The 26,020-nt window shown below is 53.1% G+C and carries 23 protein-coding genes and 1 riboswitch; of the genes, 4 read left to right on the top strand and 19 right to left on the bottom strand.

What is annotated here, in order from left to right:
• Window positions 1-7 precede the first annotated feature (7 nt).
• Both IEX98_RS06285 and IEX98_RS06280 read left to right on the top strand, forming a co-directional pair.
• The gene (locus IEX98_RS06285; protein WP_229692005.1) at window positions 8-331 is read left to right on the top strand and encodes a MocE family 2Fe-2S type ferredoxin; all 324 of its coding nucleotides are present in this window, start codon (window positions 8-10) and stop codon (window positions 329-331) included.
• 12 nt (window positions 332-343) lie between these two features.
• Entirely contained in the window at window positions 344-1,594 is a 1,251-nt protein-coding gene (locus tag IEX98_RS06280) for an NAD(P)/FAD-dependent oxidoreductase (protein WP_188888098.1), read from the top strand.
• A gap of 76 nt (window positions 1,595-1,670) precedes the next feature.
• On the opposite strand, the gene IEX98_RS06275 is transcribed toward IEX98_RS06280, so the two are convergent.
• The 17 genes from IEX98_RS06275 to IEX98_RS06195 all read right to left on the bottom strand — a co-directional run bounded on the left by IEX98_RS06275 (window position 1,671) and on the right by IEX98_RS06195 (window position 19,741).
• Window positions 1,671-2,579, bottom strand: coding sequence for a sugar phosphate isomerase/epimerase (locus tag IEX98_RS06275; RefSeq protein ID WP_188888097.1), 909 nt, complete (start codon window positions 2,577-2,579; stop codon window positions 1,671-1,673).
• A 49-nt stretch (window positions 2,580-2,628) separates the two neighbouring features.
• Complete coding sequence (locus IEX98_RS06270; protein ID WP_188888096.1) at window positions 2,629-3,465, bottom strand: sugar phosphate isomerase/epimerase family protein; 837 nt, start codon at window positions 3,463-3,465, stop codon at window positions 2,629-2,631.
• A complete protein-coding gene (locus tag IEX98_RS06265; protein WP_188888095.1) occupies window positions 3,462-4,571 on the bottom strand; it encodes a Gfo/Idh/MocA family protein in 1,110 nt (369 codons plus the stop codon). Before IEX98_RS06265 ends, IEX98_RS06270 begins: the two co-directional genes overlap by 4 nt.
• Window positions 4,568-4,969 carry a helix-turn-helix domain-containing protein gene (locus tag IEX98_RS06260; protein WP_188888094.1) on the bottom strand — a complete coding sequence of 134 codons (402 nt, stop codon included), beginning with the start codon at window positions 4,967-4,969 and terminating at the stop codon, window positions 4,568-4,570. Before IEX98_RS06260 ends, IEX98_RS06265 begins: the two co-directional genes overlap by 4 nt.
• A 26-nt stretch (window positions 4,970-4,995) precedes the next feature.
• The gene (locus IEX98_RS06255; protein WP_188888093.1) at window positions 4,996-5,811 is read right to left on the bottom strand and encodes a sugar phosphate isomerase/epimerase family protein; all 816 of its coding nucleotides are present in this window, start codon (window positions 5,809-5,811) and stop codon (window positions 4,996-4,998) included.
• Window positions 5,812-5,814: 3 nt separating this feature from the next.
• The gene (locus IEX98_RS06250; RefSeq protein ID WP_188888092.1) at window positions 5,815-6,711 is read right to left on the bottom strand and encodes a sugar phosphate isomerase/epimerase family protein; all 897 of its coding nucleotides are present in this window, start codon (window positions 6,709-6,711) and stop codon (window positions 5,815-5,817) included.
• A 16-nt stretch (window positions 6,712-6,727) separates the two neighbouring features.
• Window positions 6,728-7,537, bottom strand: a complete 810-nt coding sequence (locus IEX98_RS06245; protein ID WP_188888091.1) for an alpha/beta fold hydrolase — start codon at window positions 7,535-7,537, stop codon at window positions 6,728-6,730.
• 25 nt (window positions 7,538-7,562) lie between these two features.
• Complete coding sequence (locus IEX98_RS06240) at window positions 7,563-8,408, bottom strand: sugar phosphate isomerase/epimerase family protein (protein WP_188888090.1); 846 nt, start codon at window positions 8,406-8,408, stop codon at window positions 7,563-7,565.
• A gap of 7 nt (window positions 8,409-8,415) precedes the next feature.
• Complete coding sequence (locus IEX98_RS06235; protein WP_188888089.1) at window positions 8,416-9,408, bottom strand: zinc-dependent alcohol dehydrogenase; 993 nt, start codon at window positions 9,406-9,408, stop codon at window positions 8,416-8,418.
• Window positions 9,405-10,187 carry a ThuA domain-containing protein gene (locus IEX98_RS06230; protein WP_188888088.1) on the bottom strand — a complete coding sequence of 261 codons (783 nt, stop codon included), beginning with the start codon at window positions 10,185-10,187 and terminating at the stop codon, window positions 9,405-9,407. Before IEX98_RS06230 ends, IEX98_RS06235 begins: the two co-directional genes overlap by 4 nt.
• Window positions 10,188-10,193: 6 nt before the next feature.
• A complete protein-coding gene (locus tag IEX98_RS06225; protein ID WP_188888087.1) occupies window positions 10,194-11,819 on the bottom strand; it encodes a glycoside hydrolase family 43 protein in 1,626 nt (541 codons plus the stop codon).
• Window positions 11,820-11,904: 85 nt separating this feature from the next.
• On the bottom strand, window positions 11,905-13,560 hold the full coding sequence (locus tag IEX98_RS06220) for an ABC transporter substrate-binding protein (RefSeq protein ID WP_188888086.1): 1,656 nt from the start codon (window positions 13,558-13,560) through the stop codon (window positions 11,905-11,907).
• Window positions 13,561-13,626: 66 nt separating this feature from the next.
• Window positions 13,627-14,526 carry a carbohydrate ABC transporter permease gene (locus IEX98_RS06215; RefSeq protein WP_188888085.1) on the bottom strand — a complete coding sequence of 300 codons (900 nt, stop codon included), beginning with the start codon at window positions 14,524-14,526 and terminating at the stop codon, window positions 13,627-13,629.
• Window position 14,527: 1 nt separating this feature from the next.
• On the bottom strand, window positions 14,528-15,493 hold the full coding sequence (locus tag IEX98_RS06210; protein ID WP_188888084.1) for an ABC transporter permease: 966 nt from the start codon (window positions 15,491-15,493) through the stop codon (window positions 14,528-14,530).
• Window positions 15,494-15,669: 176 nt separating this feature from the next.
• Complete coding sequence (locus IEX98_RS06205; RefSeq protein WP_188888083.1) at window positions 15,670-17,904, bottom strand: AraC family transcriptional regulator; 2,235 nt, start codon at window positions 17,902-17,904, stop codon at window positions 15,670-15,672.
• Between the two features lie 130 nt (window positions 17,905-18,034).
• A complete protein-coding gene (locus IEX98_RS06200) occupies window positions 18,035-18,850 on the bottom strand; it encodes a helix-turn-helix domain-containing protein (RefSeq protein ID WP_188888082.1) in 816 nt (271 codons plus the stop codon).
• A 66-nt stretch (window positions 18,851-18,916) separates the two neighbouring features.
• The gene (locus tag IEX98_RS06195) at window positions 18,917-19,741 is read right to left on the bottom strand and encodes a helix-turn-helix transcriptional regulator (protein WP_188888081.1); all 825 of its coding nucleotides are present in this window, start codon (window positions 19,739-19,741) and stop codon (window positions 18,917-18,919) included.
• A 174-nt stretch (window positions 19,742-19,915) separates the two neighbouring features.
• Here IEX98_RS06195 and IEX98_RS06190 point away from each other — a divergent pair, with 174 nt between their 5' ends.
• Window positions 19,916-22,012, top strand: a complete 2,097-nt coding sequence (locus IEX98_RS06190) for a beta-galactosidase (RefSeq protein ID WP_188888080.1) — start codon at window positions 19,916-19,918, stop codon at window positions 22,010-22,012.
• An 871-nt stretch (window positions 22,013-22,883) separates the two neighbouring features.
• On the opposite strand, the gene IEX98_RS06185 is transcribed toward IEX98_RS06190, so the two are convergent.
• Window positions 22,884-23,636 carry an HAD-IIB family hydrolase gene (locus IEX98_RS06185; protein ID WP_188888079.1) on the bottom strand — a complete coding sequence of 251 codons (753 nt, stop codon included), beginning with the start codon at window positions 23,634-23,636 and terminating at the stop codon, window positions 22,884-22,886.
• Window positions 23,637-23,732: 96 nt separating this feature from the next.
• A riboswitch (purine riboswitch) is annotated at window positions 23,733-23,835 on the top strand.
• 117 nt (window positions 23,836-23,952) lie between these two features.
• Here IEX98_RS06185 and IEX98_RS06180 point away from each other — a divergent pair.
• Window positions 23,953-24,990, top strand: a complete 1,038-nt coding sequence (locus IEX98_RS06180) for an aromatic ring-hydroxylating oxygenase subunit alpha (RefSeq protein WP_308421751.1) — start codon at window positions 23,953-23,955, stop codon at window positions 24,988-24,990.
• Window positions 24,991-25,072: 82 nt separating this feature from the next.
• Here the strand turns inward: IEX98_RS06180 and IEX98_RS06175 are convergent, their stop codons facing one another.
• Window positions 25,073-25,765, bottom strand: coding sequence for a M24 family metallopeptidase (locus IEX98_RS06175; protein WP_188888078.1), 693 nt, complete (start codon window positions 25,763-25,765; stop codon window positions 25,073-25,075).
• Window positions 25,766-26,020 lie beyond the last annotated feature (255 nt).

The raw sequence follows: 26,020 nt of genomic DNA, 5'->3' as shown, positions 1-26,020 counted from the left end.
GGTGCTTATGATGACATACGAAGGCTGGATTGCAGCATGCGATGCCGAGGATATCGACGAGGAAGACGTCATCCGGTTTGATTACGAGGACCGGACGTTCGCGATCTACCGCTCGGATAAAAGCGAATATTACGCCACAGACGGCTATTGCACGCACGAGAAATTCCATCTGTCCGACGGGCTCGTCATGGGCAAGCATATCGAATGCCCCAAGCATAACGGACGGTTCGACTATACGACCGGCGAAGCGAAACGCGCACCGGTATGCAATGCGCTCCAAACCTATCCTGTGAAAAACGAAGCCGGACAAATTTGGATCAAAATCAGCTAAGGAGGCTTTAAAATGACGGATAACGCAATGGTCATTATTGGAGCAGGCGAGACGGGTGCACGAGCCGCCGCCGAGCTTCGGGATCGGGGCTGGACGGGAGCAATCACCCTCATTGGCGAGGAATCTCACGCCCCCTATGAGCGCCCTCCCCTGTCCAAGCAAGTGCTTCAAGAGGCCGGCGAACCTTCGCCGGCTTATATCGTCACGGCAGAAAAATTGAAGGAGCTTCGCATCGACTTCATTCACAGCAGCAGGGCAGCCTCCATCGACCGGAGCAAGCATCTCGTTGCAATGGAAGACGGTAGGCAGTTCCACTACGAGCGGCTGCTGCTGGCAACCGGTGCCCGCCCTCGCACGCTTCAATTGCCGGATTCGGATAACGGGTTCATCCGTCCCCCGAATATCCGCTACCTTCGTTCCTATGCGGATGCGCTTGCGCTTCGCAGCCGGATGAAGCCCGGCCAGCGGGTTGCCATTATCGGCGGCGGTTTCATCGGCCTTGAAGCGGCGGCAAGCGCCAGATACCGGGGTTGTGCCGTTACGGTTGTCGAAGCTGGCCCGCGCATTCTCATGCGCGGTGTGCCGGAGGCGATTGCTCGTGTCATAGAAGCCCGTCACCGGGCAGAGGGCGTCTCCTTCAAGCTGAATGCCAGTATTCAAGCGATCGAAAGCTCAGAATCAGAGAGCATTATCACGTTCAGCGACGGAGAAACGCTCGGCTTCGACGTCATTCTGGCAGGTATCGGAGCGGTGCCGGATACGGTACTCGCCTCCGGCTGCGGCCTCACGATCGAGAACGGCATCGCCGTTGACGAGCGCTTGAATACGAGCGATCCCGATATTTTCGCCGCAGGGGACTGCTGCTCATTCCCCCATCCGCTCTATGGCGGAACGCGAATTCGGCTGGAAGCTTGGCGCAACGCGCAGGAGCAAGGCACACATGCAGCAGGTAGCATGCTGGGCTCCACTGAAGCCTATAGCGCCGTTCCCTGGTTCTGGTCGGATCAATATGACTTGACGCTCCAGGTAACCGGATTGCCGCATACCGCCCGCACGACCGTCCATCGAAGCCTTGGCGCAACAGGCGACTTGTACTTCCACCTCACGGACGATTACCGGCTCGCAGCCGCTAGCGCCATCGGCCGAAACGGTATTGCCAAGGACATTCGTCTGGCGGAGATGCTGATCGCATCCCGGGCCGCTCTTGATCCCGTGCAGCTTGCAGCGCCGGACATTAAGCTCAAATCACTGCTGACGGTTTAGTCGAGATATGGAAAAGGGTTGGATGGAGATTCGAATCTCCATCCAGCCCTTTTTTCCTTGCGTCAGCAGCCTGCCGCTATTTACGCTGATTATGCTCCGCCACAACACGCTGCCACTGTGCTTCTGCGATTCCCTTGAACAGCAGCGCCTGCTGCCAGCGGTCCGACACCTCCAGCTCCTGCCCGCTTACGGCATCCCGCTTAGTAACAGCATAGTAACTCGGAGGCCCCAGCTCAGTAACGAAGGGGAGTACGTCTCCCGGCTTGGCTTGCTGGAGCCAGTTCGTCATTCCCTTCCACCACCAGCGTTCAAAGTTAGGCAGCATCGGATGATCGCCCACCGGCCCAACGTCAACCTGCACCTGCTCCCCGTTCGACACCCGGGCATGCAGGCAGGAAGTCCGCTCCAGCAAAGCATCAAATATCGGCTCTGCTTTATCCAGCGGGCCATTGAGTTCCCCCGCTACGATGTAATGGGACAGGTCGATCGTCAGCCTTAAGTCCGGAAGCGCCCCGACATATTGTCCCGTCCGGATCAAATCCTGCGTCACCGTGCCGCGATGCGTCTCGATAAAGGCCGCTACCCCCGCCGCTTTTGCTTCCGCCAGCAAGCCGGACAACAGCTCAATCGCCTCGTTCCCAATGACAAAGCCATCCATCACCTGCAGGTTCAAATACTGAACCGGCCCAAACTGCCGGATCTGCTCCAGCACCGTGCGGATATCCTCCACCTTCGTCGGAAAAGCCATCGTATTAAAGCCCAGCTTGTAGCGCTCCAAGAGCCGCTGCCACTCCTCCGCTTCTTCAAGCGGCGGCATTACGGCGCTGATCGCGGAATAACCCGCCTCCGCGATCTTCTCGAACTTTTGCTCCATCGACCATTCCTTACCGTTCTCACCTAGCCCAATCATCGCCCACCACGACTGCTGAAGCTCTAGTCTTGGAGCGTTTGCTGTACCGTCGTTTAGTGCATTTCTCAAATCCATCACATACCCGCCTTTCCTCAAAACGTCAAATGGTTACCATCACATCACATCAAGAGAGCAGCGCCCATGAAGGATGACGCTCCAGACGCTCCTGCATAGAGCGGTATACGTCACGGTTCCGCTCAAGACGGCTGTATGGATCTCCGCCCATGCCATAGCCTTGGAATCCAACAAAGCCGTCATAGCCGAGCCTTCTCAATACACCCAATACAGCGAAAATATCCAGCTCACCCGCATCGATACACTCGATTGAAGCAGGCAAGCCCTTATCCTGCTTGCGGCTGCCGCAAAGGTTGACGGCATGCAAATAAGGCGCGCAAGCAGACAATGCGCCGTCCAAATTGCTGCCGTCCACAGCGAACCAATGGAAGGAGCTGAATGTGATGCCAAGCAGCGGATGGTTAAGCTGCTTCACTAGCCGCAGCGCATCCTCCCACCGCTCCAACCAGAAGTAAACATGATGATACAGCGAGATTTGAATCCCTTTGCGCTCTGCAACGGAGAGCAGCTCCGACAGCCGATCCAGCGCTAATCCATCGCCTTCCGGGTCCGATGGCTTCATGCCGGAATCGCCCATTGTCAGCGCCAATTCAACCCGGCTGCAGCCTTGAAGCTGCTCCAGCATCGAGAAGATTCTAGTAACATGCGGATGATCTTTCGGCAACGTCAAATCTAGTACTACATAGACTGCAGCCACATCAAGACCGTATTCCGCTTTCACATCCGGCAGCCGCTCAAGGTCCTTCCAAGCCTGCTCATCCTCATCCCATAACGTTAAGTAGACCGCATCATAGCCAAGCTCGGACAGCATCTCGCAACGGGTGTTGAAGGGATAATTGCCTAAGTTGTTGTAGAAAAAAGTATCCATTCCATAAATCCGGTTCATCTTCGCGCCCCCTCAGCTTTGACGATCGTCTGGACTTCTCCGGTCGCGATACAATCGTATATCGCGGCGAGAATGCTGAAATTGAACACCGCCTGCTCGTTAAGAATGGCGGGCGTTTGCTGTCCGGCCAGCGCCTGCATGAAATAGACGATCGGCTTATCCATCATGCCTAGCGGTGCGTTTTCCACTTTCTTCTGACTGGCTTCCGCCTCGCCGTTCACATCGTAAAATTGCTTGAGCTCACCATGACCGTCGAAGCACAGCCAATCCCAATGAACAGCGCCGCCAGTTCCTTCGATCTCCGCCAAGCTCCGCTCCTCGCCATGACAGCAAGCAGCCCGCTCGTATTGCACGGTCACCGCTGCTCCGCCAGCCAGATGAAACCGCATCGTCGCTCCTACATGCTGCTCCACCTCGGAGTTCGCCTCCGCTTCAATCGGATGCCCTGTTGCCGGGTTCGTCATCCAGGCATGAAGCACCTCTACCCGCTCGGGCTGCAGCACCTCGGTTAAGCTTGCGATGTCATAAGGCCCCCAATCCATAAGCGTGCCTCCGCCGCTAACCGAGCGATTCAGAAACCAGCGGCTCTGCGGCTGATACTCGATCCCCGTTCTTGCCCGCTTGCGGCGCTGTACCCACTGCACCTGATAGACATCGCCAAGCGTACCGTGCGCCAGCAAGCCTTTGACTTCCTCCGTAATCTGCAGACCTGCAAACCGCGAGCTGCAGCAGCCGATCCATTTGCCCGTCTCCTCCGCCGTCCGCAGCATCAGATCTGCTTCTTCCCGGTTCATGGCCAGCGGCTTCTCGCATAGAACATGACGGCCGGAGCGAAGCGCTTGAATGGAAATATCCGCGTGCGTGACAGGCGGCGTCGCAACAATGACGATATCATCCTCTCTGGACGGCTCGTCCAGCATCAAGGCCAACTGCTCGACAGGCGTCGCCCATGGAAACCGCTCTGCAAAGGCCGCAAGTGCCGCTTGATTAACGTCCGTCACATAAAGCGATGGACGACTCTCTTCCGACTCGGCGTAACGCTCGATCGCTTCTGCGTGGTAGCCGGCAATTGCGCCCGCTCCAACGATATAAATGCGCTGCTTCATTCGTTCACACTCCTGTTCAAATTCATCCTGTTCCGATATTCTCCCGGTGTCTGCCCGGCCCGTTCCTTGAACACTTTATTGAAATAATTGGCTTCCCCGAAGCCGCATGCTGCGGCGATTTGCTCCAGCGTATGATCGGACTCCTCCAGCAGCTGCACCGCCCTGCGAAGCCGAAGCGTCCGGAGCATCTGAATGGAGGACATGCCATAGACTTGCTTGAAAGCGCGATTGAAGTAGCTGGGATGAAGAAAAAGCAGGCCGGCCAGCTGCTGGCGAGTCAGCTTCTCGCCCATATTGTCTTCCATGTAGCGGATGACAAGACGGAAGCGGTCCCTTGCCGAAAGCGCCGGCACGACCGACTGCTCAATGCTTCTCCTTAAGCTGGATTGCCCGGTCATGCGATTCACCCCGATTTTTCAAATATTTAAGCGAGTATCGCCAGCTCTTCCCGAACGTAGATTCCGTTCTGAAGCGTCACCCGGTCGGGCTGCAGCTCCGCTTCCTGCGATTCCTCTTCGACCATTACCCAGCCGTCATAGCCCGTCTCCTGCAGGTAACGGACGATGGCCTTATGATCGATCGATCCTTGTCCAAGTGCAGACCATTGCCCGCTTACTAGATTCATATCTTTGAAATGGACATGGCGAATGAGCGGCCGGTAGGTCCGGAATATCGTCTCGGCATCCATGCCGCCCTTCACAATATGGCCCGTATCCGGGGCGTAGCCGCAATAGCGGGAATCAATGCCGTCCAGCAGCACCCGGTAATCCTCTTCAATGCGGAAAATAGAGCCGCTTGGCGAATTAGGATGATATGCACATTCGATACCTGCTTCGTATGCGCGGCGGGCTACCGCATTGATGCTTAACAAAGCATTCCGCTGCCTGAGAGCCAGCTCGCTTCTGTCCTTGCCGGGAAGCTGTACGAGCGTGAGCAGCGTACCCGGAAAATGCTTCAGAAACCGGATAATCCGGTCGGCTTCCGCCTTCTCCTCAACCGTCTCGCCCGCTTCGCGCCAATCGAGAGCCAGACAAAGCGCGCCCAGCTTTAAGCCTCTTTCCTCTAACGCATTTACGAGCGCCTGCGGATCGTCGTTATAAGGCCCAAGCATGCAAACTTCCGGCTCTACGCCTGCGCCGCCCGCTTGCTGTACGATATCCAGAATGTGCTCCAGCTTGTCGCGATGCTTCTCATAAGACATCTGCCACGTATACGTCTGAAAGCCAAACTTCATTGCCATCGTCTAATCCGCCTCCTTAATCGCCTTACGGATGAACGGCACTGCCTCACGGCCCCATTCCTCCACTTCAGCATTGAAGCAAAAGTCGACGCACCACCAGTTAATGTCCGCCACGACCGGCTTCAGCTCCTTGAGAAACGCGGTAAAGTCAATATCGCCAGCCCCAAACGCCGCATGTGTGCTCGTTTCCTCGTCATGCAGCGTGCCATCGGAGTCGATCAGATGGAAATGTCCGATATGACCGTCAAGCAGCTTCGCAAATTCCGTGATCCCTCCGGGAAGCACTTCTTTCTCTCCCGGCTGACGAGCGCCGACTACTCCGCTCATATAAGCGTGGCTCGTATCGAATAAAATTTGGAACGACGGATGGCCCACCGTCTCGACAAGCCGTTTGATTTCCGAAGGCTTGTTCAGCCAAAAGCCCGGCTCGAACTCCCATACGATCCGAATGCCGGACGCTGCCGCCAGCTCTGCAGATGCTTTCCATGTAAAAACAAGCCGGGCGAACTGTTCCTCATACTCCGTCTCTTCCAAGGCAGACGGCGGGCTAACCGTGTCGACCCGAATCGTATCGATACCGAGATCCACGCAAAATTGAATATAGGACTCCATCAATTGCAAATAGTCAGCAGGCTCGCATTGTGCCGGTGGAACTGCCGTAAAGTCCGGCGCGTAACCGGAGATGCCGAGCCCATAGGATTGAATTTCCTCCAGCAGCGCTTGACGGCTCTCCTTCGTCGGATACAGCTCCGGCGTCGGGTGAGGCGCAAAGCCGTTAATTTCTACACCGTCGTAGCCCGCCTCGCTGGCATATTGCAAAATGCGTGAGAAAGGCCAAGGCGATGCTGCGAAAGGACCAAAGGCAAACGCCCATGAGCCGATAGATAGTTTAGGATTCATCCCGATCGCTCCTTCTTTAACCTAAATGTCGGTGACGCAATAAAAAGTCCAAGGTGATCCGGTTGAAATCGTCCAGCCGGTCCCAGTGATGCGTATGGCCGCTGCCCTCGAACACTTGCAGCTCAGCGTGCTTCATCTCTCCCGCAATGGCCAGAGATAAATGAATCGGTGTAAAAATATCCTTGTCCCCTACTGTAATCAGGGTAGGAGCTGTTATGGCTCCGAGCCGTCCCGTCGTCTGATGGGATGTACAGGCGTCGCATTGCGCTAGAAACGCATGCGCCGGCATCGGATTCTCCTCCAACAGCGCTGCCGCACGGGCCGCATCCAGTTTGAGGAAATGATTGTTATAATAAGCTGGCGTATAAATAATGAGCTGAAGCAGCTTCTGAAATTCATCGGCCGGCATATGGGAATAACCGCTGCCGAGCGTCTCGAACACGCTGCTTGTATAGGTATCGCACTGCTGCCAAGAGCAATTGAGCGACAGGCTTATGACCCGGTCTGGAGCAGCCAGCGCAACCTCTTGCGCAATTGCGCTCCCCATCGATATACCGGAAATATGGGCTTTATCGATATGAAGCACATCCATCAGGCCAATCGTATCGGCCGCCATCACTTTCGTCGTATAGGGTCCTTCCGGCTTAGCGGTGCCGCCAGCTCCCCGATTGTCGACGAGAATGCAGCGGAAATGCCGCTCGTAAGCCCGCACATGCTCCTCCCACACCGACCCTGGCGCTCCTAGTCCCATAAGCAGCACTAACGGCTCGCCTTGTCCCCGTTCTGTATAATGAAGCTCAATTCCGTTCGATTGTATGACAGGCATGCTCCATCCTCCTTGTCCTTAAGCTTTAAGCCAGATGCTTCCGGATATGCTGAACGCCAAGCCGCGCTGCGTCATCCGGATGCTCGCTATAATCGCGCCATAAGTGCAGACGGGAGATAAGGCCTGGCACCTGCTGGCCGAATGCCTCGATCGTCAGCCAGCCGTCATAGCCGATTTCCTTCAGCACGTCGAAAATCTCTTCCGTTACCGCATGGCCGCTGCCCGGAACGCCCCGGTTGTTCTCGGAAATATGAACGTGAATGATATGCGCCGCTGCTTGCCGCCAAGCATCCGGCACGTTCAGCTCTTCAATGTTCCCGTGATGGGTATCCGCCAGCAGGCCGACGTTAGGCAGCCCAACCTGCTTCACGAAGCGGACGCCCTCCTCCAGCGTATTGACCAGATACATCTCGAACCGGTTGATCGGCTCAAGCGCCAGCCTCACTCCCAGCTCAGCAGCGAACCTCCCTGCTTCGCGAAGCGTCTCTACCGCGTAGTTCCATTCGTCGGTTTGCGGGCCTTGTCCCGTAAAGCGGCCAAGCCCTTGAAACAGCGGACCGCACAGCACCTCAGCACCCATCAGATGCGTATTGGAGATGGCTTGCTTCAACGTCGCCAGCGCATTATCCCGCAGCCGGGAGTCGCGGCTGGCAGGATCGGCCACTGAAGCGTCCAGCGCCGCAATGGCGGTGCAGCCAAGTCCCAGCTCCTTCAGAATCAGCCCGAATGCTTTCGCATCGCCCGCATCCATACTGTCTGCGGCCAGCTCGACGCCGTCAAAGCCCCATTCCTTGATCGATTGCAGCAGCTTGAGATGCTCCGAAGGATTCGGCTTATCCGTCCATAGCAACAGGTTCATGCCTACTTTCATCGCGTAATCACTCCCATGGGTTCAAAATAATTTTGCCGCTTTGTTGTGACGCGGACACTTCAAACGCTTCCTGAATCCGGCTCATCGGGAATTGATGGGTAATGAGCAGATCCGTCAGCGGCGACTGCTCGATCACCTTCATCAGCTGCGGAAATTCATTCAGGTTGTAATGCCAGGAGCCGATCAGATGAATGCCTTTGCGCAGCAGGTCATCGCTCACTTTAATTGGTGTCTCGGTGAAGCACTCGCCGACGAAGGCGACCTTCCCCTTGCGTTTGAGCGCATCGATCTGCAAGCGGTGCGCGGATACGACGCCGGAGCAGTCGAGTCCGAAGTCCGGCCCTTTGCCTCCGGTCAACGCTTTAATCTGCTGCACCGCATCAGGATCGCGCGGGTCGATAATATGCTCCACGCCCATCTTTTTCGCGATCTCAACCCGGTATGGATTCATCTCGACGGCGATAACCTTCGCTCCTCTGAACTTCGCATTGACGATTGCGCCAAGGCCAACCGGCCCAAGGCCCGTAATAAGTACGGTTGAGAAGGCGTCAACACCCATCGTCGAGAACGCGCCATGCGACGGCCCCAAGCCGCAGCAGGCGAGCGAAGCTTTCTCATAAGGTACGCCATCGGGAATCCGGGCCAGCAGCCAGGACGGCTTGGACAAATATTGCGTCATCGTCGGTTCATGGTGATACAAATTATGCTCGCAATAGATGAAGTCGCCGGCGATGCACATATCGCACACTCCGCAAGGATATTGCGGCATGACGACGACGCGGTCGCCTACCTTCACTTTGCTGCCCGGCGCTACCTCAACCACTTCGCCTGCCGCTTCATGTCCCAGACAATCGGAGTGGTCGCCATGGACGAACCCCTTATATTCCGCGCACATCGGCGCTGCATGCACCTTGACCAGCGCCCATCCTTCCTTCAATACCGGTGTCTCCCGCTCCAGCAATTCCGCTTGCTTCACTCCTGTAATCGCCGCTTGTTTCATTGCGCTGTCCCTCCTTCTATTAAATGCTCCGCGCCAACGGCCCAATGGATGCCGTTCAGCAGCAAACGCCGGAATTCCGGCAGGTCGAAATCTTCCGGATGTCCCATCGTCGTTGTAAATACACGCCCCCCGCCGAAGTGGCGACGGGTCCATGCGACCGGATGTACGCGCGGCGTCTCGCTCGTATACGACCAGCCGTTGTCCTCCGGATTAACGGTCGCCCCATTAAGCAGCGGCGTCGAATCCCCCTTCGGCGGATAAGGCAGCACTTGATAGAGCCAGGAACGGCATTCGAAGTGCGTCGGAATGCCGCTTAGAATCGGATGATCGCCCGCTCCCCAAGCGACAGATACACTTGTCGTCGAGGAATGGCCGAAGTGGCGAATCCACGGGGCACCCAGCACATCGATGCCGAAGCCGTCATTCCAGCGGGCCAGCGGATGGCCTTCCGGATATTGAAAGGCATGCGTACTTGTGCGCAATCCGATGACCGGCTTGCCTGCCTCCAGATAGTCGTTAATATATTGAAACTGCTCCGGCGGCAATTGCCGGAAGCGAATATAGAAAACCGCGAGATCGGCCGTTTGCAGCGCCTCCAGCCCCGGAATATTTTCCGGATCGGCAGCGCTTGGGCATGCAGTCAGCACAGTGACAGAAGCGCCGTGCCTCCGGGCAGCCTCTTCGGCGATTCGAGGCATCGTGTTCTCCGATTCATACTCGTCTTCGCCGCATACGAATACGAGGCGGTATCCCTTCAACGAATCATTGGATGTTTCCATGGAAGCTCACTCCTTCTCCTCATAACGGAAATAGTCGAAATCGGCATGGCGGCGGCCGCCGGACAAATCATGCGCGCATAATCCGATAAAAGCGCCGGTGAAGCCCCAGTCCGTGAAATAACCGTCAACGAGATGCGTGGCGTACTCGTCGGAAATTTTGCTGGCGTCCAGCACTGGACCGATGGTGTTCCATTCCGCTCCATCAAGCGAATAATAGAATTGCAGATTGCTAGCTTCCAAGTGAAGACGCAAATAAACGCGCTGCCCCGACGGAATATAGACATGCGGTTCAGTATGCTCAAAGTAAACGCCGTGGTCATTGCCGATGATTCCGACATTCGTGCCGCCCTCTTCATCATGTCCGATGCGTAAGTAGTAGTAGTTTTGAGAATTGTAATAGTAGACAAGACCTGCCATATGCTGATAGGTTTGTGGTTCGAATTCAACAGCGGTTTCCGCCTCGCAATGAAATGCCTGCTGACGGCGGGCAATCAGGCTATGACGGAATCTGGAGTTCGGCGATTCCATTCCCTTCAATCGGAGATAGCCAGGCCGTTCCGTGACAGACAGCCAATCTTCGGCAAAAGGCTGCCGCAGCGACTGCCACTGCAAGTCGAGCTTTCCGCCGTCGAAATGATCGACGACAGGACGCTCCGGGAACGGGTGCTCTGGCAGTGCCGGTGGTCGCACACATAATTGCGGCTCATTGCCGCCTTCATCCAACCGGAGCCATCCGTCTTCGCTCCAAACACAGCGCTGGATTGCCGTTTCCCGGCCCAAGTTGCAGCGCCGGTCTTCTGTCGGCAGCGGCCGTCCGCATAAATGCACGATATACCATTCATTGCTTTGCGTTTGCACGAGGCTGGCATGACCGGCCTTTTGCAGCGTCAGCTCCGGATTGTGATAGGAAGTCAGCATCGGCGCTTCAGGATCGGTCTCATAAGGACCGTCTATCGTCTTGGAGCGCGCCAGCGTAACCGCATGCTCATAGCTCGTTCCGCCTTCAGCAACCATCAAATAGTAGTAGCCGTTGCGCTTGTAGAGATGCGGCCCTTCCGTCAAGCCCAGCTTGGAGCCGGTATAGATCAGCCGCGACGGGCCGATCAGCTTCTTCTCTTCCACCGAATACTCTTGCAAGTAGATGCCGTTAAAAGGATCGCGGCCTTTGCGGAAATCCCACTGCATGTTGACGATCCATTTTCTCCCGTCATCATCATGAAACATCGAGGGATCAAAGCCGCCGCTGTTGAGATAGATCGGGTCCGACCACGGGCCCATAATGTCGGAAGCGACAACGACGTAATTATGCGTATCCTTGTACGCTCCGGCATGGCTTTTCACATCGGTAAATACCAGATAGAACAATCCGTCATGGAAAGTCAGGCAAGGCGCCCATACGCCGCCCGAATCCGGGTTGCCCAGCATATTAAGCTGGCTTGCACGGTCCAGAGGGCGAGTCAACAGCTGCCAGTGGATCAAGTCGCGAGAATGATGAATTTGAACGCCGGGGAACCATTGGAACGTCGACGTGGCGATATAATAGTCATCTCCAACCCTTACGATAGACGGATCGGGATTAAAGCCGGGCAAAATCGGATTTTGGATGCGTAACGGCTCTTTACAGGTTGTCATAACGCTCACTTCCTTTACACTTGATAAACGGACGGCCCGCAGCGCTTTTGCCGCAGGCCGCTATTGAGACTCAGGAATGATCCGATTATTTCATTTTGCTCAGGTTCGCATCATACGCTTTTTGCAGAATGCTCAGATACTCTTTCAGCTTGAGGCCGTCGAAGCCTTGAACATAGCTGTTCCAATCCTTCTCCACGTCTTTGTGTCCCGTGATGAATTGCAGCATATTCGATTTCACGTAATCTTCAATCGTCGCTTTCAATTGAGCGGCTTTCTCGCTGTCTTCGGCGCTGATGAAAATATCGATTGGGAACAGCTCGGCTTCCTTCGGCTCAAAGCCCTCATATTTCTTCGTCTCTGTCACAAGGCGCAATTCATAGCCCTCTGGGGAGAACATATCCTGCGAGACTGCTTCAGATTCAAAGCGTTCTCTTGGGCGGAAATCCGGGCCGGCTTGATCCCAGCCGTCGTTATGAATCGTCTCGCTGCGGTAAGAAGGATCTACCTGATAGCTTGCAGGCTTGCCGTTGACGTTCAATTGATCCGGGCTTGCTTTGCTCCACGAGGTGCCTTCAACGGAGAAGACTTGACCCCAAGTTCCTTCTTCGGTCCAGAGATAATCGAGCATTTTGATCGCAGCGATTTGCTGCTCTTCATTTGCTTTGTCCGTAATGACGAAACGGCCTTGGTTGCCGACCGATTTATAGTAGCCGGACAGTTGGACGCCGTTTGGCCCTTTCAGCGGCGGTACTGCGACATAGTCTAAGTTGCGCGGGTCTGATGAAGCTACCGCCATTTGCGCGTGACCGATTGTAAATGCGCCAAGAATGGTGTCGCCCACATTGTTGCCGAGCTGCTGCAGTCCTTCTTGATTTTGTGTAAAAGCTTGCGGGTCGATCAGGCCGTCCTTATACAAGGAAGCCAGGTAGGCAAGTCCGTCTTTCCATTCCGGCTGGCTGGCCGACAGCTGCACTTCGCCGTCTTTTACCCGGATGTAGGAATAAGGTTGATTGTCCCCGTTGTTATAGATAAAGGCATTCATAAGATAGCCTGTAAGGTCGCCGTGCCAAGTCGAAAGTGCGCCGCTCAGCGGAACCTCATCCGCCTTGCCGTTGCCGTTCGGGTCTTGCGTCTTAAACGCCTTGAGCACGTTTGCGAATTCTTCCGTCGTCGTTGGCATATCCAGTCCAAGCTTGTCGAGCCACTTCTGGTTAATCCATAGCTTTTGCGCGTACCAGCAGTGGTAGCATTCATTAACCTGCGGCATGCCGTAGATGTTGCCGTCCGCAGAGGTCACTGCCGTCTTCAAATCGGGACGTTCCTCGAAAATTTTCTTAATGTTCGGAGCGTACTGATCGATCAGATCGTTCAGCGGCAGGAAGACGCCTTGCTTGCCGAATTTCATTTGCTCTGCCGGCGTAAAGTTGCCGCTCAGAAACACTTCCGGGTAGTCGCCGCTCGCCATCAACACGTTACGCTTATCGTTATTGTCATTAGGAGGACCAACGATGAATTGCAGTTGGACGTTCGTTTTCTCTTCAACTTGCTTCGTGAACGGATTTTTCAGCGTTGAAAGGTTAGGAGACTGGTTGATAAAAGCAGACAGCTTCACTGGCTTGGCGCTTTCGCCATTGTCGCCCCCGTTACTTCCTTTGCTTGATCCGCCGTTATTGGAGCATGCGCTCAGCAGCAGCATAGCCGATAAAATAATGCCAAGCGATATTTTCCACGTTTGTCTCATTTTCAAGCACCCCTTATAAGTTGTCTTGTATAATCTCGGCTTCTCCCCGCCAAATATTTGTCTATTTTAACCTTTAAGAGAACCGATCATGACCCCCTTTACAAAATGCTTCTGAACAAATGGATATATGATGAGGACAGGCAGACTGGAGACGACGATGAGCGAGAATCTGAGCAGATCCTTCATCCCTTGTCTGGCTTCCATTGTTCGAATGTCTACCATCATCGAGTTATCCACGGAATTCTGAATCAGAATTTCCCGGAGGATAAGCTGGAGCGGATAGAGATCGACGTTTTTCAAAAAAATCAAAGCATCGAAGTACGCGTTCCAAGCGGTTACCGCATACATCAGGGCAAGTACGGCAACTACCGGCTTGGATAGCGGAAGCACGACTGACCATAGAAACCGGAGATCGGAGCAGCCGTCGATGGCTGCCGCCTCATTCAATTCCTCCGGGATGCTCTCTTGGAAGAACGTTTTGGCGATAAACACTTGCCAGACCGCAACGGCCTGAGGCAGCAGCAGCGCCCATCTCGTATCGATGAGGCCTAAGCCTTTTACCGTAAGATAATAAGGAATCAAGCCGCCGCTGAAGATCATCGTGATAATGATCATATACATGATCGGCGAGCGTCCGTAGAACGTACGCTTGGATAGCGGATAAGCAAGCGCAAAGGTTAAGGAGACACTTATCAGCGTGCCGACAGCCATATAAATCAGCGAGTTATAATAACCCGACCAGATACGCGGATTATTCAATACGGCGGTATAGCCTTTGAGCGAAAACTCGACCGGAAACAGCCACACTCGTCCCGACACAACCGCTTGCGGAGAACTGAATGACGAGCTGACGATATAGATGAGCGGATAAAGCACCACGATCAGGACAGCGATTAGTACAGTGTAGATGATGCCAAGCAGGATTTTGTCCGACACTGGCTCTTTGATGGCATTCGTTTTCTGCATGTTAGAACAACCCCGATCCCGTAGCGCGTCTTGCCCCGAAGTTGGCGAGCAGGATGAGCACCAGATTGATGATGGAATTAAACAGTCCGACGGCAGCCGAGAAGCTGTAATTCGCTTGAACAAGCCCAACCTTGTACACATAAGTGGAGATAATCTCCGACGAGCTTGTGTTTAGCGGATTTTGCAGCAAATACACTTTCTCGAAGCCGATATTGAGCAATTGCCCCATATTCAGCACCAGCAGCAGCACCATAATCGGCATGATGTTCGGCAGGTCGATATGAATGATTTTCTGAAGCCTGCTTGCGCCGTCCAGCTTGGCCGCTTCGTAGAGCTGGGGATTGACGCCCGCTAGAGCAGCGATATAAATGATGGCGTTATAGCCCATATACTGCCACGCATCCGACAAGACGAAAATCGATTTGAACATCGACGGTTCGCCGATAAAGTTAATGGAATCCAGACCAAGCGCCGTGCGAATGTGATCAATGACACCAATTCGCGGTGCGAGGAACAAGAGAATCATCGATACCATAACGACGGTGGAGATGAAGTAAGGCGCATACGAGACCAGTTGAACGGTACGCTTGAAGATGCCGTCCCGCAGCTCGTTAATCATGAGCGCCAGGATGATCGGTACCGGGAAGCCGATTGCAAGCGCATACAAACTTAGGAACAGCGTGTTTTTGATTAGCAGCCAAAAGTTCGGATGATTGAAAAATGCTTCGAAATGTTTGAAGCCGACCCAAGGACTGCCCCAAATGCCCAGCTTCGGACTCAAATCCTTAAAGGCGATTTGAATGCCGAGAATCGGAACATATTTGAATAGAATGAAATAAAGCAGCGGCAGCAAAATAAGAAAGTAAAGCTGCCAGTGTCTGCGCATCTTGCGCATCGCTTCGCTTAGGCCCGTCCGTCTGGTTGCCGGTATGGTTCTTGATGCTTCGGTTATGATGTTGTTGGACATCCCCGTAAACGCCTCCCTGTGAGCTACTGATTTGTTGTTGGGCCAACTATACCGCAGCCTTGCAGGGACGGGCAATTTACAAGATTCTGGCGGTAAACAAAAATCGGATTACGCTCGCAGAGCGCAATCCGACTGGGTTTTCCGGCTATTCTAAACCTTTTTCCGGCTCTTCACTTTTACTTCTCCTTCCGGTAATCGCCCGGTGTGACCCCGGCAATCCGCTTAAACACCCGATTGAAGGAAATCGGGTTCAAGTAACCGACACGCTTGCCGATTTCCTGAATGCTCAGCTCCGTATCCTTGTCCGTTAGAAGCTGCTTAGCAAGTTCAACCCGCCGGTTAATGAGGTAGTCGATAAACTTAATGTTGAATTGCTCCTTGAACAAGGCGCTGACGTTTTTCGAAGGAATATCAAACTGCTGGCTGAGATGAACGAGCGACAAATCGGGATTATGCACGTTGTCGTTAATGTATTGCTTCATCAGCACCGCGATTTCCGATGCTTCTCCCCTATCCGCTTTCTCGGCGACCGCATACTCCAGCTTCTCCATAATGCCCAGCATTTCTTCCTGCACATCCTCCAGCGCCTCGAACTGGTCGATGATGTCCTTCATAATCTCACGGTTCGTCTCGATCATCTCATCATTGAGAATGATGCCGTGCATTTGTTCAAATAGATAATACGCGAAATAATTGAGCAGATTAACGATATCATCCCGCTTCAGCTTATTCAGCTTGAACTGCTCATAAAGTGCCGCATATTTCGCCCGCCATTCAGGGTCCATTAAGCGGAAGCCATAGACGAGGCTGCGGATTCGCTCCAAATGGTCATACATCTCAAAAGAGGTGCCCGTTTCCGTCTCCCAATAGCCGATCATTCGGTTGTTGCCGAGTACGACCCGATAATTGACCGCTTCAATCGCCGCTTTATAGGAAGCTTTCAGCGTGGATACTGTATCGGTCGACTGGCCGACGCCGACGGTTACGGTAAACGGCAGATTAGACCGAATCCATTGCAGCGCATTGTCCGATAGCTTGAGGATATTGTCCATCAGCATCGCCTGATTCTCATCCTGTACGTAGATAAAACCGCACATTTCCTTATCGTTCATCCATTCGCTCCAGCTGCGGAGACCGAACTTCTGCACCAGCTCTACATACATATTCTGAATGATGAACCGGAACAAAATCATGTCCTGCTCCTTGTAACGGGAGAGAACGTCCGAGTACTTATCGACGGAGATGACGATGACGACCGCCTTCTGGAACCCGCCAATAAAGCCGTGGCGTTCCATTTCCGTACTCCATTCCTCGCTCGCCAGCGATCTGGAGCCGCTCATCACCTCAAGAAAAATCGATTTCTTACGATACCCGATGTTCAAGTCGGACTGCGATTTAAATAAATTAAAGCGCTGGACGAGGGAATCAACCGTTGATTCGATGTAATGGAATTCATTCCGGTCCCCGTCACTCTGCTCGCCTCCTGAAGACTGGGACAAGTTGTCCAGCTTCGTAATGAGTGCACGGAGCGGCTTATAGTTGCGGTTGGTCATATAGACGATAGCCAACAGGCCCAATACAGCAATGATTAGAGCGAGCACGATCCATACGTCGGAAAATGTCTGCACGATCGTGAACCGGCTTTCCTTTTGCAGGCCGCTCTCATAGGACCATCCGGTGTAGTCGGATACGAGGTTCGAAAACGCCGTCTTGCTTCCTGCGGTTGTATCTTCGGCTGCGAGAATCGGCTTGCCGTCCTTGCCGGTAATCGTCACATAGCTGGACGTTTGATCTGTACGTTGCGCGACAAAATCCTTCAATGCGCTTACGCGCACATTCACAATGATGAGCCCGCTCTCTCCCCGGCTGGTCAAATATTTGCGGGCGAGCGACACGACAGACTCCTCCCTTGAGGCTTGGAATTCCTTGAACTGGCGCTCATTCGTCCAATGATAGGAGTAGCCGTCCTTCTGCAGCTCCTTAATAAAATCCCGGTCCGGAAACTGCTCCAGCGGCGATACGGTGTTCGAGCTCAGCACATAACCGTCCCGCTCGCGCACCAAATAGATGGAGTGAATAATCTGATTAAGCTGCTTCATATTGTTGAACTCTTTGGACATGAGGTACGTGAAATAAACGGAAGGCTGGCCTTCCTGGTCGAAGTAATCCAGCAGATTGAACTCGGAGGATTTGTTGCGGGTCTGGATCGTCACCATCATATGGTCGATCGTCTGCAGCGGCTGCTCGACGCTTTGCAGCATCTGATTGTTAATGCCCGCGTAAATATAAGCCGTATCCTTCTGGGCACGGTCGGTTAGTATTTGAAAGAAGATAAAAAACAGAAATGAAATCATTAGAAAAAAAACAGGCATGTAAGAGAACAGCAAGCGATAGTACCAATTTTTTTTCAAATTTCATTCCTCCTCTGCCTGTAAGCGCTTTCCGAAAAACTTGCGACTGGTCTGCTTATTTTAACAACCGTATTTGGTTCGTGACAAGGGAAAAAATGACCTTTATTTACAAATCTATTTATGGCTTCCGTTAACTCGGATCCGGCTCCTCGATCTGGCGGCGATATTCTCTTGGCGTCATCCCAAGCTGCTGGCGGAATAAGACGGCAAAATGATTGTAATGCTGAAAGCCGACATCAAGCGCAGCCTCCGACGCAGTTCGTCCCGAATGCTTAATCAACATCGCAGCTTGGCGAATACGCATCGCATTCAGTGTCTCCACAATGGTCGCACCCGTCTCCTGCTTGAATAAATGGGACAGCCTTGATTCCGAGAGTCCGATGGATTTGGCAACGTCCTCGATCCGGATGTTCTGACTCATATGCTTGGACAAATAGTGCAGCGATTCCTCGATACGCGGGTCGACCCGGCCTTGCTCCCGTTCCGCCATAAGCAGCAGGATGCCCCGAATCTCATTCTCGCAAATCGGCTGCCAGAGCGGACGCTGCTCCCGGGAATCATGCAGCACGTTGCGAAGCGCATGGTAAATCCGGGTTTTCATCGGATCATTGCCAATCTGCTGAATGATCAGCTCTTCGTTAGGGAGGAAACCGGTCTCCGTCAGCTTCGGAAAATGCGCCCATATAAAAGTCCAGCTGCCGCCGGGTACCGTCCCGTATTGATGGGCAACTCCGCTCCGCAGCAGCGCGATATCGCCTGCCTGGGTGACACGCTCCCCTGCAGGTGTACGGAAATAGCCGCTGCCTTCCAGCGTAAGGGCTATCAGCCAATCGGTCATGCCTGACGGCCGGCTTGTCACATAGCGGTCATCCTCTTTGAAGTGTCCGGCAAAGATCGTCCCGTAAGGCGGAGACATATAGCTAGTCAGGCTGTCGTAGTTTTTCATCGCTGCTTCCCTCCCCTTCACTCTAACCTTACGTCATTATCGACAGTATACACCGCGGCTGCACGATTAGGCCAATGAACCGTACAACTCCCGGTATGCCTTCGGCGGCATTCCCTCTTGACTGTGAAAAACCCGGATAAAATAGCTCGATTGAGTGAAGCCGACCCGCTCCGCTACTTGATTAATCGGGAGCCTGGTCGCAACAAGCAATCCCTTGGCAACCGCCATACGGCATTCGGTTAAGTAGCGGTTGGGCGTCCTCCCCATTATCGTCTGGAATAAGCGGAGAAAATAGTACATGCTGTAGCCGGACAAGGCGGCCATTGACTCCAATGTCCACGACTCGCTGCAGCGGTTGCGGATCAGGTCGGCCGCTTCACGGATGAGCTCCTGCTTATGCCGAGGAATTGCATCGTCCTGCAGCGATACCGCATTATGCGCAAGCTCGGCCAACAGCTCGTACAGCAGAGCTGAGAGCCGGGGCTCGTACCGCGTCTCGAAATGACTGCTGATGGTGTACATCTCATCCATCAGCGACGCCAACCGTCTCCGGTCCGTTATCGAGAACAGCCAGACGCCAGATTCATCGGCACTGCTCAGCATCGGAAGCGGCATCGCCGTGCTGAAATGAATCCACCTGACATCCCATGGCTGAGCCGGGTTGGCCCCATATTGCTGCTCCGCTCCTTTTGGATACAAGAAGCCTTCTCCCTCGGTTAGCGGGATACGCTCGCCATCCAGCTCGACATAGCCCTGTCCTTCAAACACGAGATGGAGATTATAATAACCCATCATCCCCTTGGGACGATGCTCCCGGTGCTGCGGAAACTCGCTGTAACGGCCTAGCGATTCCGGGTAACAAACGTATTTGCTGCCGGAAGGCTCCGGCAAATAATAATGCGTGCGAATGTCGGCCGCTCTCCTCTCACGAGTGATAAAATCGCAATATTTTCATATCGAAGTGCAATATTCGATTATTTACTGTTGGTATTGTTGTTCCTAGAATAATGGATAAGACTCTTATTCTGCAATATCTTATTATTCGGTCGACTGGAGGTTCAGACAATGAAACAACTTAACCCGCTGGACGAGCTGCGGCTCGGTGTATGCTATTACCCGGAGCATTGGGAGGAATCGCTATGGGAAGCGGATTTGCTCCGGATGAAGGAGCTTGGCTTCTCGATTATTCGCATAGCGGAATTTGCATGGGCCATCTTCGAGCCGAAGGAGGGCCGTTTCAGCTTCGACCTGTTCGACCGCTTTCTGGAGCTGGCTGCCAAGCTGGAGATGAAGGTCATTATGGGCACCCCGACCGCGACGCCACCTGCATGGCTGACCCATAAATACCCGGAGGTGCTGAATGCGACCTTCGAAGGCGTTACGCTGCAGCACGGCCTGCGCCGTCATAACAATTACAGCAGTCCGAAATACCGGGAGCTGTCGGCGCGCATCACGCTGGAGATGGCTAAGCATTATGCCGATCATCCGGCCATCATCGGCTGGCAGATCGACAATGAGTTCAATTGCGAGGTCAGTGTCTTCTATGCGGATGCCGATCATATCGCTTTCCGGCAATGGCTGAAGGAGAAATACGACACTCTGGATGCGCTGAATAAGGCGTGGGGAACGGTGTTCTGGAGCCAGACCTATTCGGATTGGGAGCAGGTATTCCTGCCGCGCCCTACCGCTGTCGGCTATCAGCCGAATCCGCATCAAGCGCTCGACGAGAAGCGGTTCATCTCGGACAATACGATAGCCTTCGCCAAGATTCAGGCTGATATTTTGCGCGAGCATGCACCCCGCCACTGGGTAACGACAAACGGGATGTTTGGCCATTTGGACAATCACCGGATGAACGATGAGCTGCTGGATTTTTTCAGCTATGATTCCTATCCGCAGTTCTCCACGATATTCTACGATGCCAATGAGCAAAATCCGCTCGCCGATCGCGGTTGGAGTCTGAGCTTAAGCGCCGTACGTTCGATCTCGCCGAACTTTGCCATTATGGAGCAGCAAGCTGGGCCTGGCGGCTGGGTCAACCGCATCGACATGCCCTCGCCGAAGCCAGGGCAAATGCGCCTCTGGACATATCAGTCCATCGCGCATGGCGCCGACATGGTGCTTTACTTCCGCTGGCGGACAGCGACGTTCGGCAATGAGATGTATTGGCATGGGCTGCACGACTACGACAACCGCCCGAACCGCCGGGTTCGCGAGGCGGGAAAAGTCGGTTCGGAGCTTGCTGCCATAGGTGATAGAATCGTGGGCAGCCGCTTCCAGGCCGACGTCGCGATTGTCCGCGACTATGACAATGAATGGGACGGCGAATACGATGTGTGGCATGGACCGTACAGCTGGAAGAGCGGTAAGGAGTGGTTCAAGGCGCTTCAGAAGCGCCATATCCCGAGCGATGTCGTCTACTTGCGCAGCCATACGACAGCTGAGGAGCTGAAGCGTTACCGGGTGCTTGTCTATCCGCATCCGGCCATTATGCGCGATGAGACAGCGGCCATGCTGGAGCAATATGTATGGGCGGGCGGCACCGTTATTTTCGGCTGCCGGACTGGCTACAAGGATGAGCGCGGCCATTGTTATATGCGGCCGTTACCGGGCGCGGCCGCTGCGTTGTGCGGCATCCGCGTCGAGGAATTCACGAAGCTGAACGGCAACCGGAAGCCGGCGCTGATGCAATGGAAGCATGATGGCGGGCCGGTGACTGCTGCGGAGGACTTCAATGATATTCTGGAGGTGACCGCTAGCGGGACGGTTGAGGTAATGGCCGAATATGCATCGGACTATTACGCTGGGAAACCAGCGGTAACCCGCAATACTTTCGGGGGCGATGGTGTTGACGGGGCTGAGACTGGAGCTGGGGCGGTATGGTACTACGGCGCCGTATTTAACGAAGACGCCGCTGGGCAGATCATCGAGCTAATGGGGCTTCGCTCGCCTGCTGCCGACTGGGCCGAGCTGCCCGCGCAGGTTGAGCTGGCGATTCGCGCTGGCGCGTCGGGAATGCTCGCCTTCTTGCTCAACTACGGCGAAGCAGCAGCACAGATTACGCTGAAGAAGCCAATGAAAGAGCTGCTGACAGGTACCACGCTCTCCGCCGGCGAAGTCGAACTGGAGCCGTTTGGCGTGTACGTGCTGGAGATTGGCTGAGTGTGATTAAAGATGCATTAGCGCTCCTCCAAGCACGCATTTTCCGTACGGACGACTTGCTGTGATGGACTGGAACGTACTCTATAGAGTAAAAGCTCTTGGGCAGCAAGCAACCTTAGTGTAACGCTTGGATAGCCGTGGATGCTAAACGCAGAGTTTTAATTGAAGCAGCTTACTAGCTCGTAATAAGGACAACACAACCTATCAAAATAAGCTGCGGGGCTACCCTCTGGATGATCAAAATGTAAAAGTGCAGGTTGATTCGGCTAAATCGGCCGAATTCGGGCTTCAAAATGCAAAAGTGCATTTGAATTGCCCCCAAAGTGTCGAAATGGGCTGATTTCGGCCCAACAAACTGCACTTTTGCATTTTGATGGATAAAAACAGCTAAATTCGGACGATCAAAATGTATTTTTGCATTTTGATTGGGCTGCCCCCCTTATCCTCTGGATCAGCATGTTATAATGCCACATTGCACGCGGAGGCTATGAACCTAACAAAGAACTTATTTTCGTTATAAGGAAAATGATTTCCACAATAGCAGCAATAAGTTCTTTGTTTTGCTTTTAACCACCCATATCCCGATATTAACGCATTTTCTTCCATAAGATAGCGAATCAGCTTCGCTAACCTTCAAAATGCCGGGCCTGGGATCATCTAGCCGATCACTGTCATGCAATCCCGCACCGCGATCACTTCTTCACCTCGGAAGTTAAGTATCCTAATAGGTAACAGGATTAAATATACATCCAGCTAATCATTAATAACCTTATTTCGAGCGATCCAGTTGACAGCGCACGGTTTGCATAATGGATAGGTTGCCGCAAATGACTCTGAACATGCTGCCTTTTCCAGAAACCGCCCTTATCCCTTATTTAAGCCCTTCCACAATCTCAATGATTTTACGAATCACTTGCTCTTCATCACTATCTACCTGCTCCGACGAAAGCTGCTTTAACGCCGCATGCTCGCCTACACAAATCGAATGCTTCGCCTGCCGGAACATCGCGATATCATTCGCATCATTGCCAAAAACAATAAATTGCTGAGGCTGCAATCCGAGCCGCTGCAGACCTGTCCATTTATCGACCCCTTTGGGACTAATGTCGATGATCTGTTCAGAGCCATGCCTATAGATGACGACGGGCAGCTTTTGCAGCTCCTCCTCGATTTGGCTCATATTGCGGCTATTGAGAATGACCACTTTTACCATCTCATTCAGTTCATGAAGGCTGACATTGCGGGCTCTTTGCTCCGGATCAATATTCCGTCTAATCGGATGCTCGTGACTGCCCGTATACGCATAATCCCATGCGCTATCTGTTAAATGCTCGGCCTCGTAGACCTCTATCAATCTGACGATTTCATCGGCGATCGATTTCTCGAAATGGACCGTCGAGATTTCTCCGCCCTGCGGTACAACAAAGGCGCCATTGCCGCCAACCAACGAGAACCCGTGCATATGAGACGGCAATACCGGCAGCAGATCACGAATCGGCCTAGCCGAGGCGAATATCAATTCATGTCCGTTTTCCAAAAGGGCATCCAAGGCGGCAACCATCTTTTCTCCCAAAGGCTTCCCTTTAAAACAAATCGTGCCGTCCAAATCAAATACAAACTTCACGCGAAATCCCCCTGATTACATGAAATGAATTCTAACATTGACAAACCAAATGATCGTGGAATAAAATAATCCATAACATTAGCGTTAGATAACCTAACACAAAATTCATTAAACTCTTGTATAAGCTCATTAATTGGAGTGAGCGTCTCGACCAGGCGACCGTAAATTGCCCCAGGCTACAAGAGGCTGCACGTGATGAGATCCCTGTCTTATCTTTCGATTGTATCGAGAGGCTAAGATCTATTTCATACTGCGCCTCTTGCGCCTGGGGTTTTCTTGTTTGCACATTCATTCATTTTCAAAGGAGCGATTCCATATGGCTAAAATGATCACAGCTGCCCTGCAACTCCCGCGTGACTGCACCTTCACTCCAAGCGATTGGCATATCCTTGCCCAATATTGGTATCCCGTGGCCATTGCCGAGGAAGTAAGGGAAAAGCCGGTCGCCGCTAAGCTGCTGGATGTCAAACTCGTCTGCTATCGCAGCCATGGCAAGGTCGTCGTCGCTCAAGATCTGTGCTTCCACCGCGGCGCGCCGCTAAGCAAAGGCTGGGTCGAGAATGATGAAATCGTATGCCCTTATCACGGATTTCGCTACAATTGTGAAGGGGCTTGTACTGCCGTCCCTGCTCATCCCGGCGGTAAAATATCGCCAAAACTGAAGCTAAACATTTTCCCCGCTATTGAGCGTTACGGACTCATCTGGGTTTCGCTGGCTGCTGCCGAAGAACAAATTCCCGATTTTCCAGGCTGGGAGGATCCCGATTATATTAACATTCTGCCGCCAAGCTTCGATATTGCAGGCTCGGCTGGACGCCAGCTAGAAGGTTTTCTGGATGTATCCCATTTCGCTTATGTGCATACCGAAACCTTCGGCGACCGCAACAATACAGAAGTCCCACAGTACAAAGTAACGCGAGAAGGTACTGAGCTGCTTGCCGATTATTGGAGCACGGTCAGCAATTATGGCAAAGGGCAAGAAAATCCGGCTCCCGAAGGTTTTATGTGGCTGCGGGCATTCCGCGTATTTGCACCATTCGCCGCCTCGCTTACGGTAAGTTTTCCGAATGACGGAAAGCTGATGATTTTGAACTGCGCTTCCCCTGTCTCCGCACGCTACACCCGGTTGTTCAGCCCCATCGCCCGCAACTTTGACAAAACCGCACCAATCGAGGACACGATCAAATTTAATCTCCAGGTTTTCCAAGAGGACCGGGAAATGGTTGAAGCCCAAACGCCCGAGGACCTGCCTCTGGATTTGATGGCTGAAGCTCATATTCCGGCTGACCGTACATCCATCGCATATAGACAGCTGCTCACTGAGCTGGGTCTGGGGAGAAACTACACTTCATAAAACGCACGAATCACCTATTAGAAATGTGGGGAAAAGGAATAATGGCTCCGTCCTCTCCATTGGGGGACAGAGCCATATGCTTTTATTCAACCGTTAACAGCTGCTCGACAAAGCCGCCAATTTCAAGCTTCCGATCTACAAAATGAATCTCCAAAATCCAGTCCCGAGGATTGCCGTTCCCATCAGGCTCTCTCATTGGGATATGATTATCCGGGTGGATGTAGTTCTCCACGTCGTCTCCCTGAATGACTTCATGAGGGAACTCGCCAATCAGATGACCGGCATGCGGACCTCCGAACTCCCATCCATATTGGATGGCGAGATCATACACGTAGGCATACAGCTCGCTGCCTGTAATGTTCGGCTGAGACTGGAAGTAGCGTTTCCCTTCCTTCCAAGCTTCCGCGATATCATGGGTCAGCTTTATTTTCGCCGGGTCCTCGCCTAGTACGAACGTCCTTCCAAAATCCGCTTCCCAATCCTCAAAGATAGGGCCAAAATCCAGAAATAAAATATCATTCTTGGACACCATCAAATCCGGAGGGTTTTCACTATAGGGATGCAGGGTGTTTTTGCCCGCACGTACGATCCGTTTATGCCAATATTTCTTAATCCCGAACATCTCGAACGCCAAGTTATAGATTTCGCGATTGATCTGCTTTTCGGTTACCTCACTACGTATAATCCCCTGATCTTCGATCGCCCGGAAAAGCTCTTCCGCTTTGCTCTCCGCTTCCCGCAGGGAGATGTGCCGCTTGCTAATCGATATGTCCACTGCCTACTCTCTCCTCTCAATATGACTAGCTGCTGTGAAAATAACAAATACAGCCTATGAAATACATGTACTTCCTCGTCTATCTTTTGTATTTAAACATTGTACGGCATTCTATCCTAAAAATCTCGCTCTACTTTCCACATATTAAAACCAACTAATACCCCACTATAAATAAATCCCTAGAAAAGGAATGGCTCCGACTGCCGGGCGAAGCCATCCTCCTCAGGAGAGTCATGAAGCAGCTCCCGTTTATTT

It is taken from the genome of Paenibacillus radicis (ex Gao et al. 2016) (genome assembly GCF_014641555.1).
In the GTDB taxonomy this organism is placed as follows: domain Bacteria; phylum Bacillota; class Bacilli; order Paenibacillales; family Paenibacillaceae; genus Pristimantibacillus; species Pristimantibacillus radicis.
The sequence above is the reverse complement of the archived record's forward strand: the minus strand, read 5'-3'. Positions and strand labels throughout refer to the sequence as shown.

Coding starts and splice junctions, on each gene's coding strand:
- IEX98_RS06285 (WP_229692005.1), top strand. CDS start 8: ATGATGACATACGAAGGCTGGATTGCAGCATGCGATGCCGAGGATATC.
- IEX98_RS06280 (WP_188888098.1), top strand. CDS start 344: ATGACGGATAACGCAATGGTCATTATTGGAGCAGGCGAGACGGGTGCA.
- IEX98_RS06275 (WP_188888097.1), bottom strand. CDS start 2,579: ATGGATTTGAGAAATGCACTAAACGACGGTACAGCAAACGCTCCAAGA.
- IEX98_RS06270 (WP_188888096.1), bottom strand. CDS start 3,465: ATGAACCGGATTTATGGAATGGATACTTTTTTCTACAACAACTTAGGC.
- IEX98_RS06265 (WP_188888095.1), bottom strand. CDS start 4,571: ATGAAGCAGCGCATTTATATCGTTGGAGCGGGCGCAATTGCCGGCTAC.
- IEX98_RS06260 (WP_188888094.1), bottom strand. CDS start 4,969: ATGACCGGGCAATCCAGCTTAAGGAGAAGCATTGAGCAGTCGGTCGTG.
- IEX98_RS06255 (WP_188888093.1), bottom strand. CDS start 5,811: ATGGCAATGAAGTTTGGCTTTCAGACGTATACGTGGCAGATGTCTTAT.
- IEX98_RS06250 (WP_188888092.1), bottom strand. CDS start 6,711: ATGAATCCTAAACTATCTATCGGCTCATGGGCGTTTGCCTTTGGTCCT.
- IEX98_RS06245 (WP_188888091.1), bottom strand. CDS start 7,537: ATGCCTGTCATACAATCGAACGGAATTGAGCTTCATTATACAGAACGG.
- IEX98_RS06240 (WP_188888090.1), bottom strand. CDS start 8,408: ATGAAAGTAGGCATGAACCTGTTGCTATGGACGGATAAGCCGAATCCT.
- IEX98_RS06235 (WP_188888089.1), bottom strand. CDS start 9,408: ATGAAACAAGCGGCGATTACAGGAGTGAAGCAAGCGGAATTGCTGGAG.
- IEX98_RS06230 (WP_188888088.1), bottom strand. CDS start 10,187: ATGGAAACATCCAATGATTCGTTGAAGGGATACCGCCTCGTATTCGTA.
- IEX98_RS06225 (WP_188888087.1), bottom strand. CDS start 11,819: ATGACAACCTGTAAAGAGCCGTTACGCATCCAAAATCCGATTTTGCCC.
- IEX98_RS06220 (WP_188888086.1), bottom strand. CDS start 13,560: ATGAGACAAACGTGGAAAATATCGCTTGGCATTATTTTATCGGCTATG.
- IEX98_RS06215 (WP_188888085.1), bottom strand. CDS start 14,526: ATGCAGAAAACGAATGCCATCAAAGAGCCAGTGTCGGACAAAATCCTG.
- IEX98_RS06210 (WP_188888084.1), bottom strand. CDS start 15,493: ATGTCCAACAACATCATAACCGAAGCATCAAGAACCATACCGGCAACC.
- IEX98_RS06200 (WP_188888082.1), bottom strand. CDS start 18,850: ATGAAAAACTACGACAGCCTGACTAGCTATATGTCTCCGCCTTACGGG.
- IEX98_RS06190 (WP_188888080.1), top strand. CDS start 19,916: ATGAAACAACTTAACCCGCTGGACGAGCTGCGGCTCGGTGTATGCTAT.
- IEX98_RS06180 (WP_308421751.1), top strand. CDS start 23,953: ATGGCTAAAATGATCACAGCTGCCCTGCAACTCCCGCGTGACTGCACC.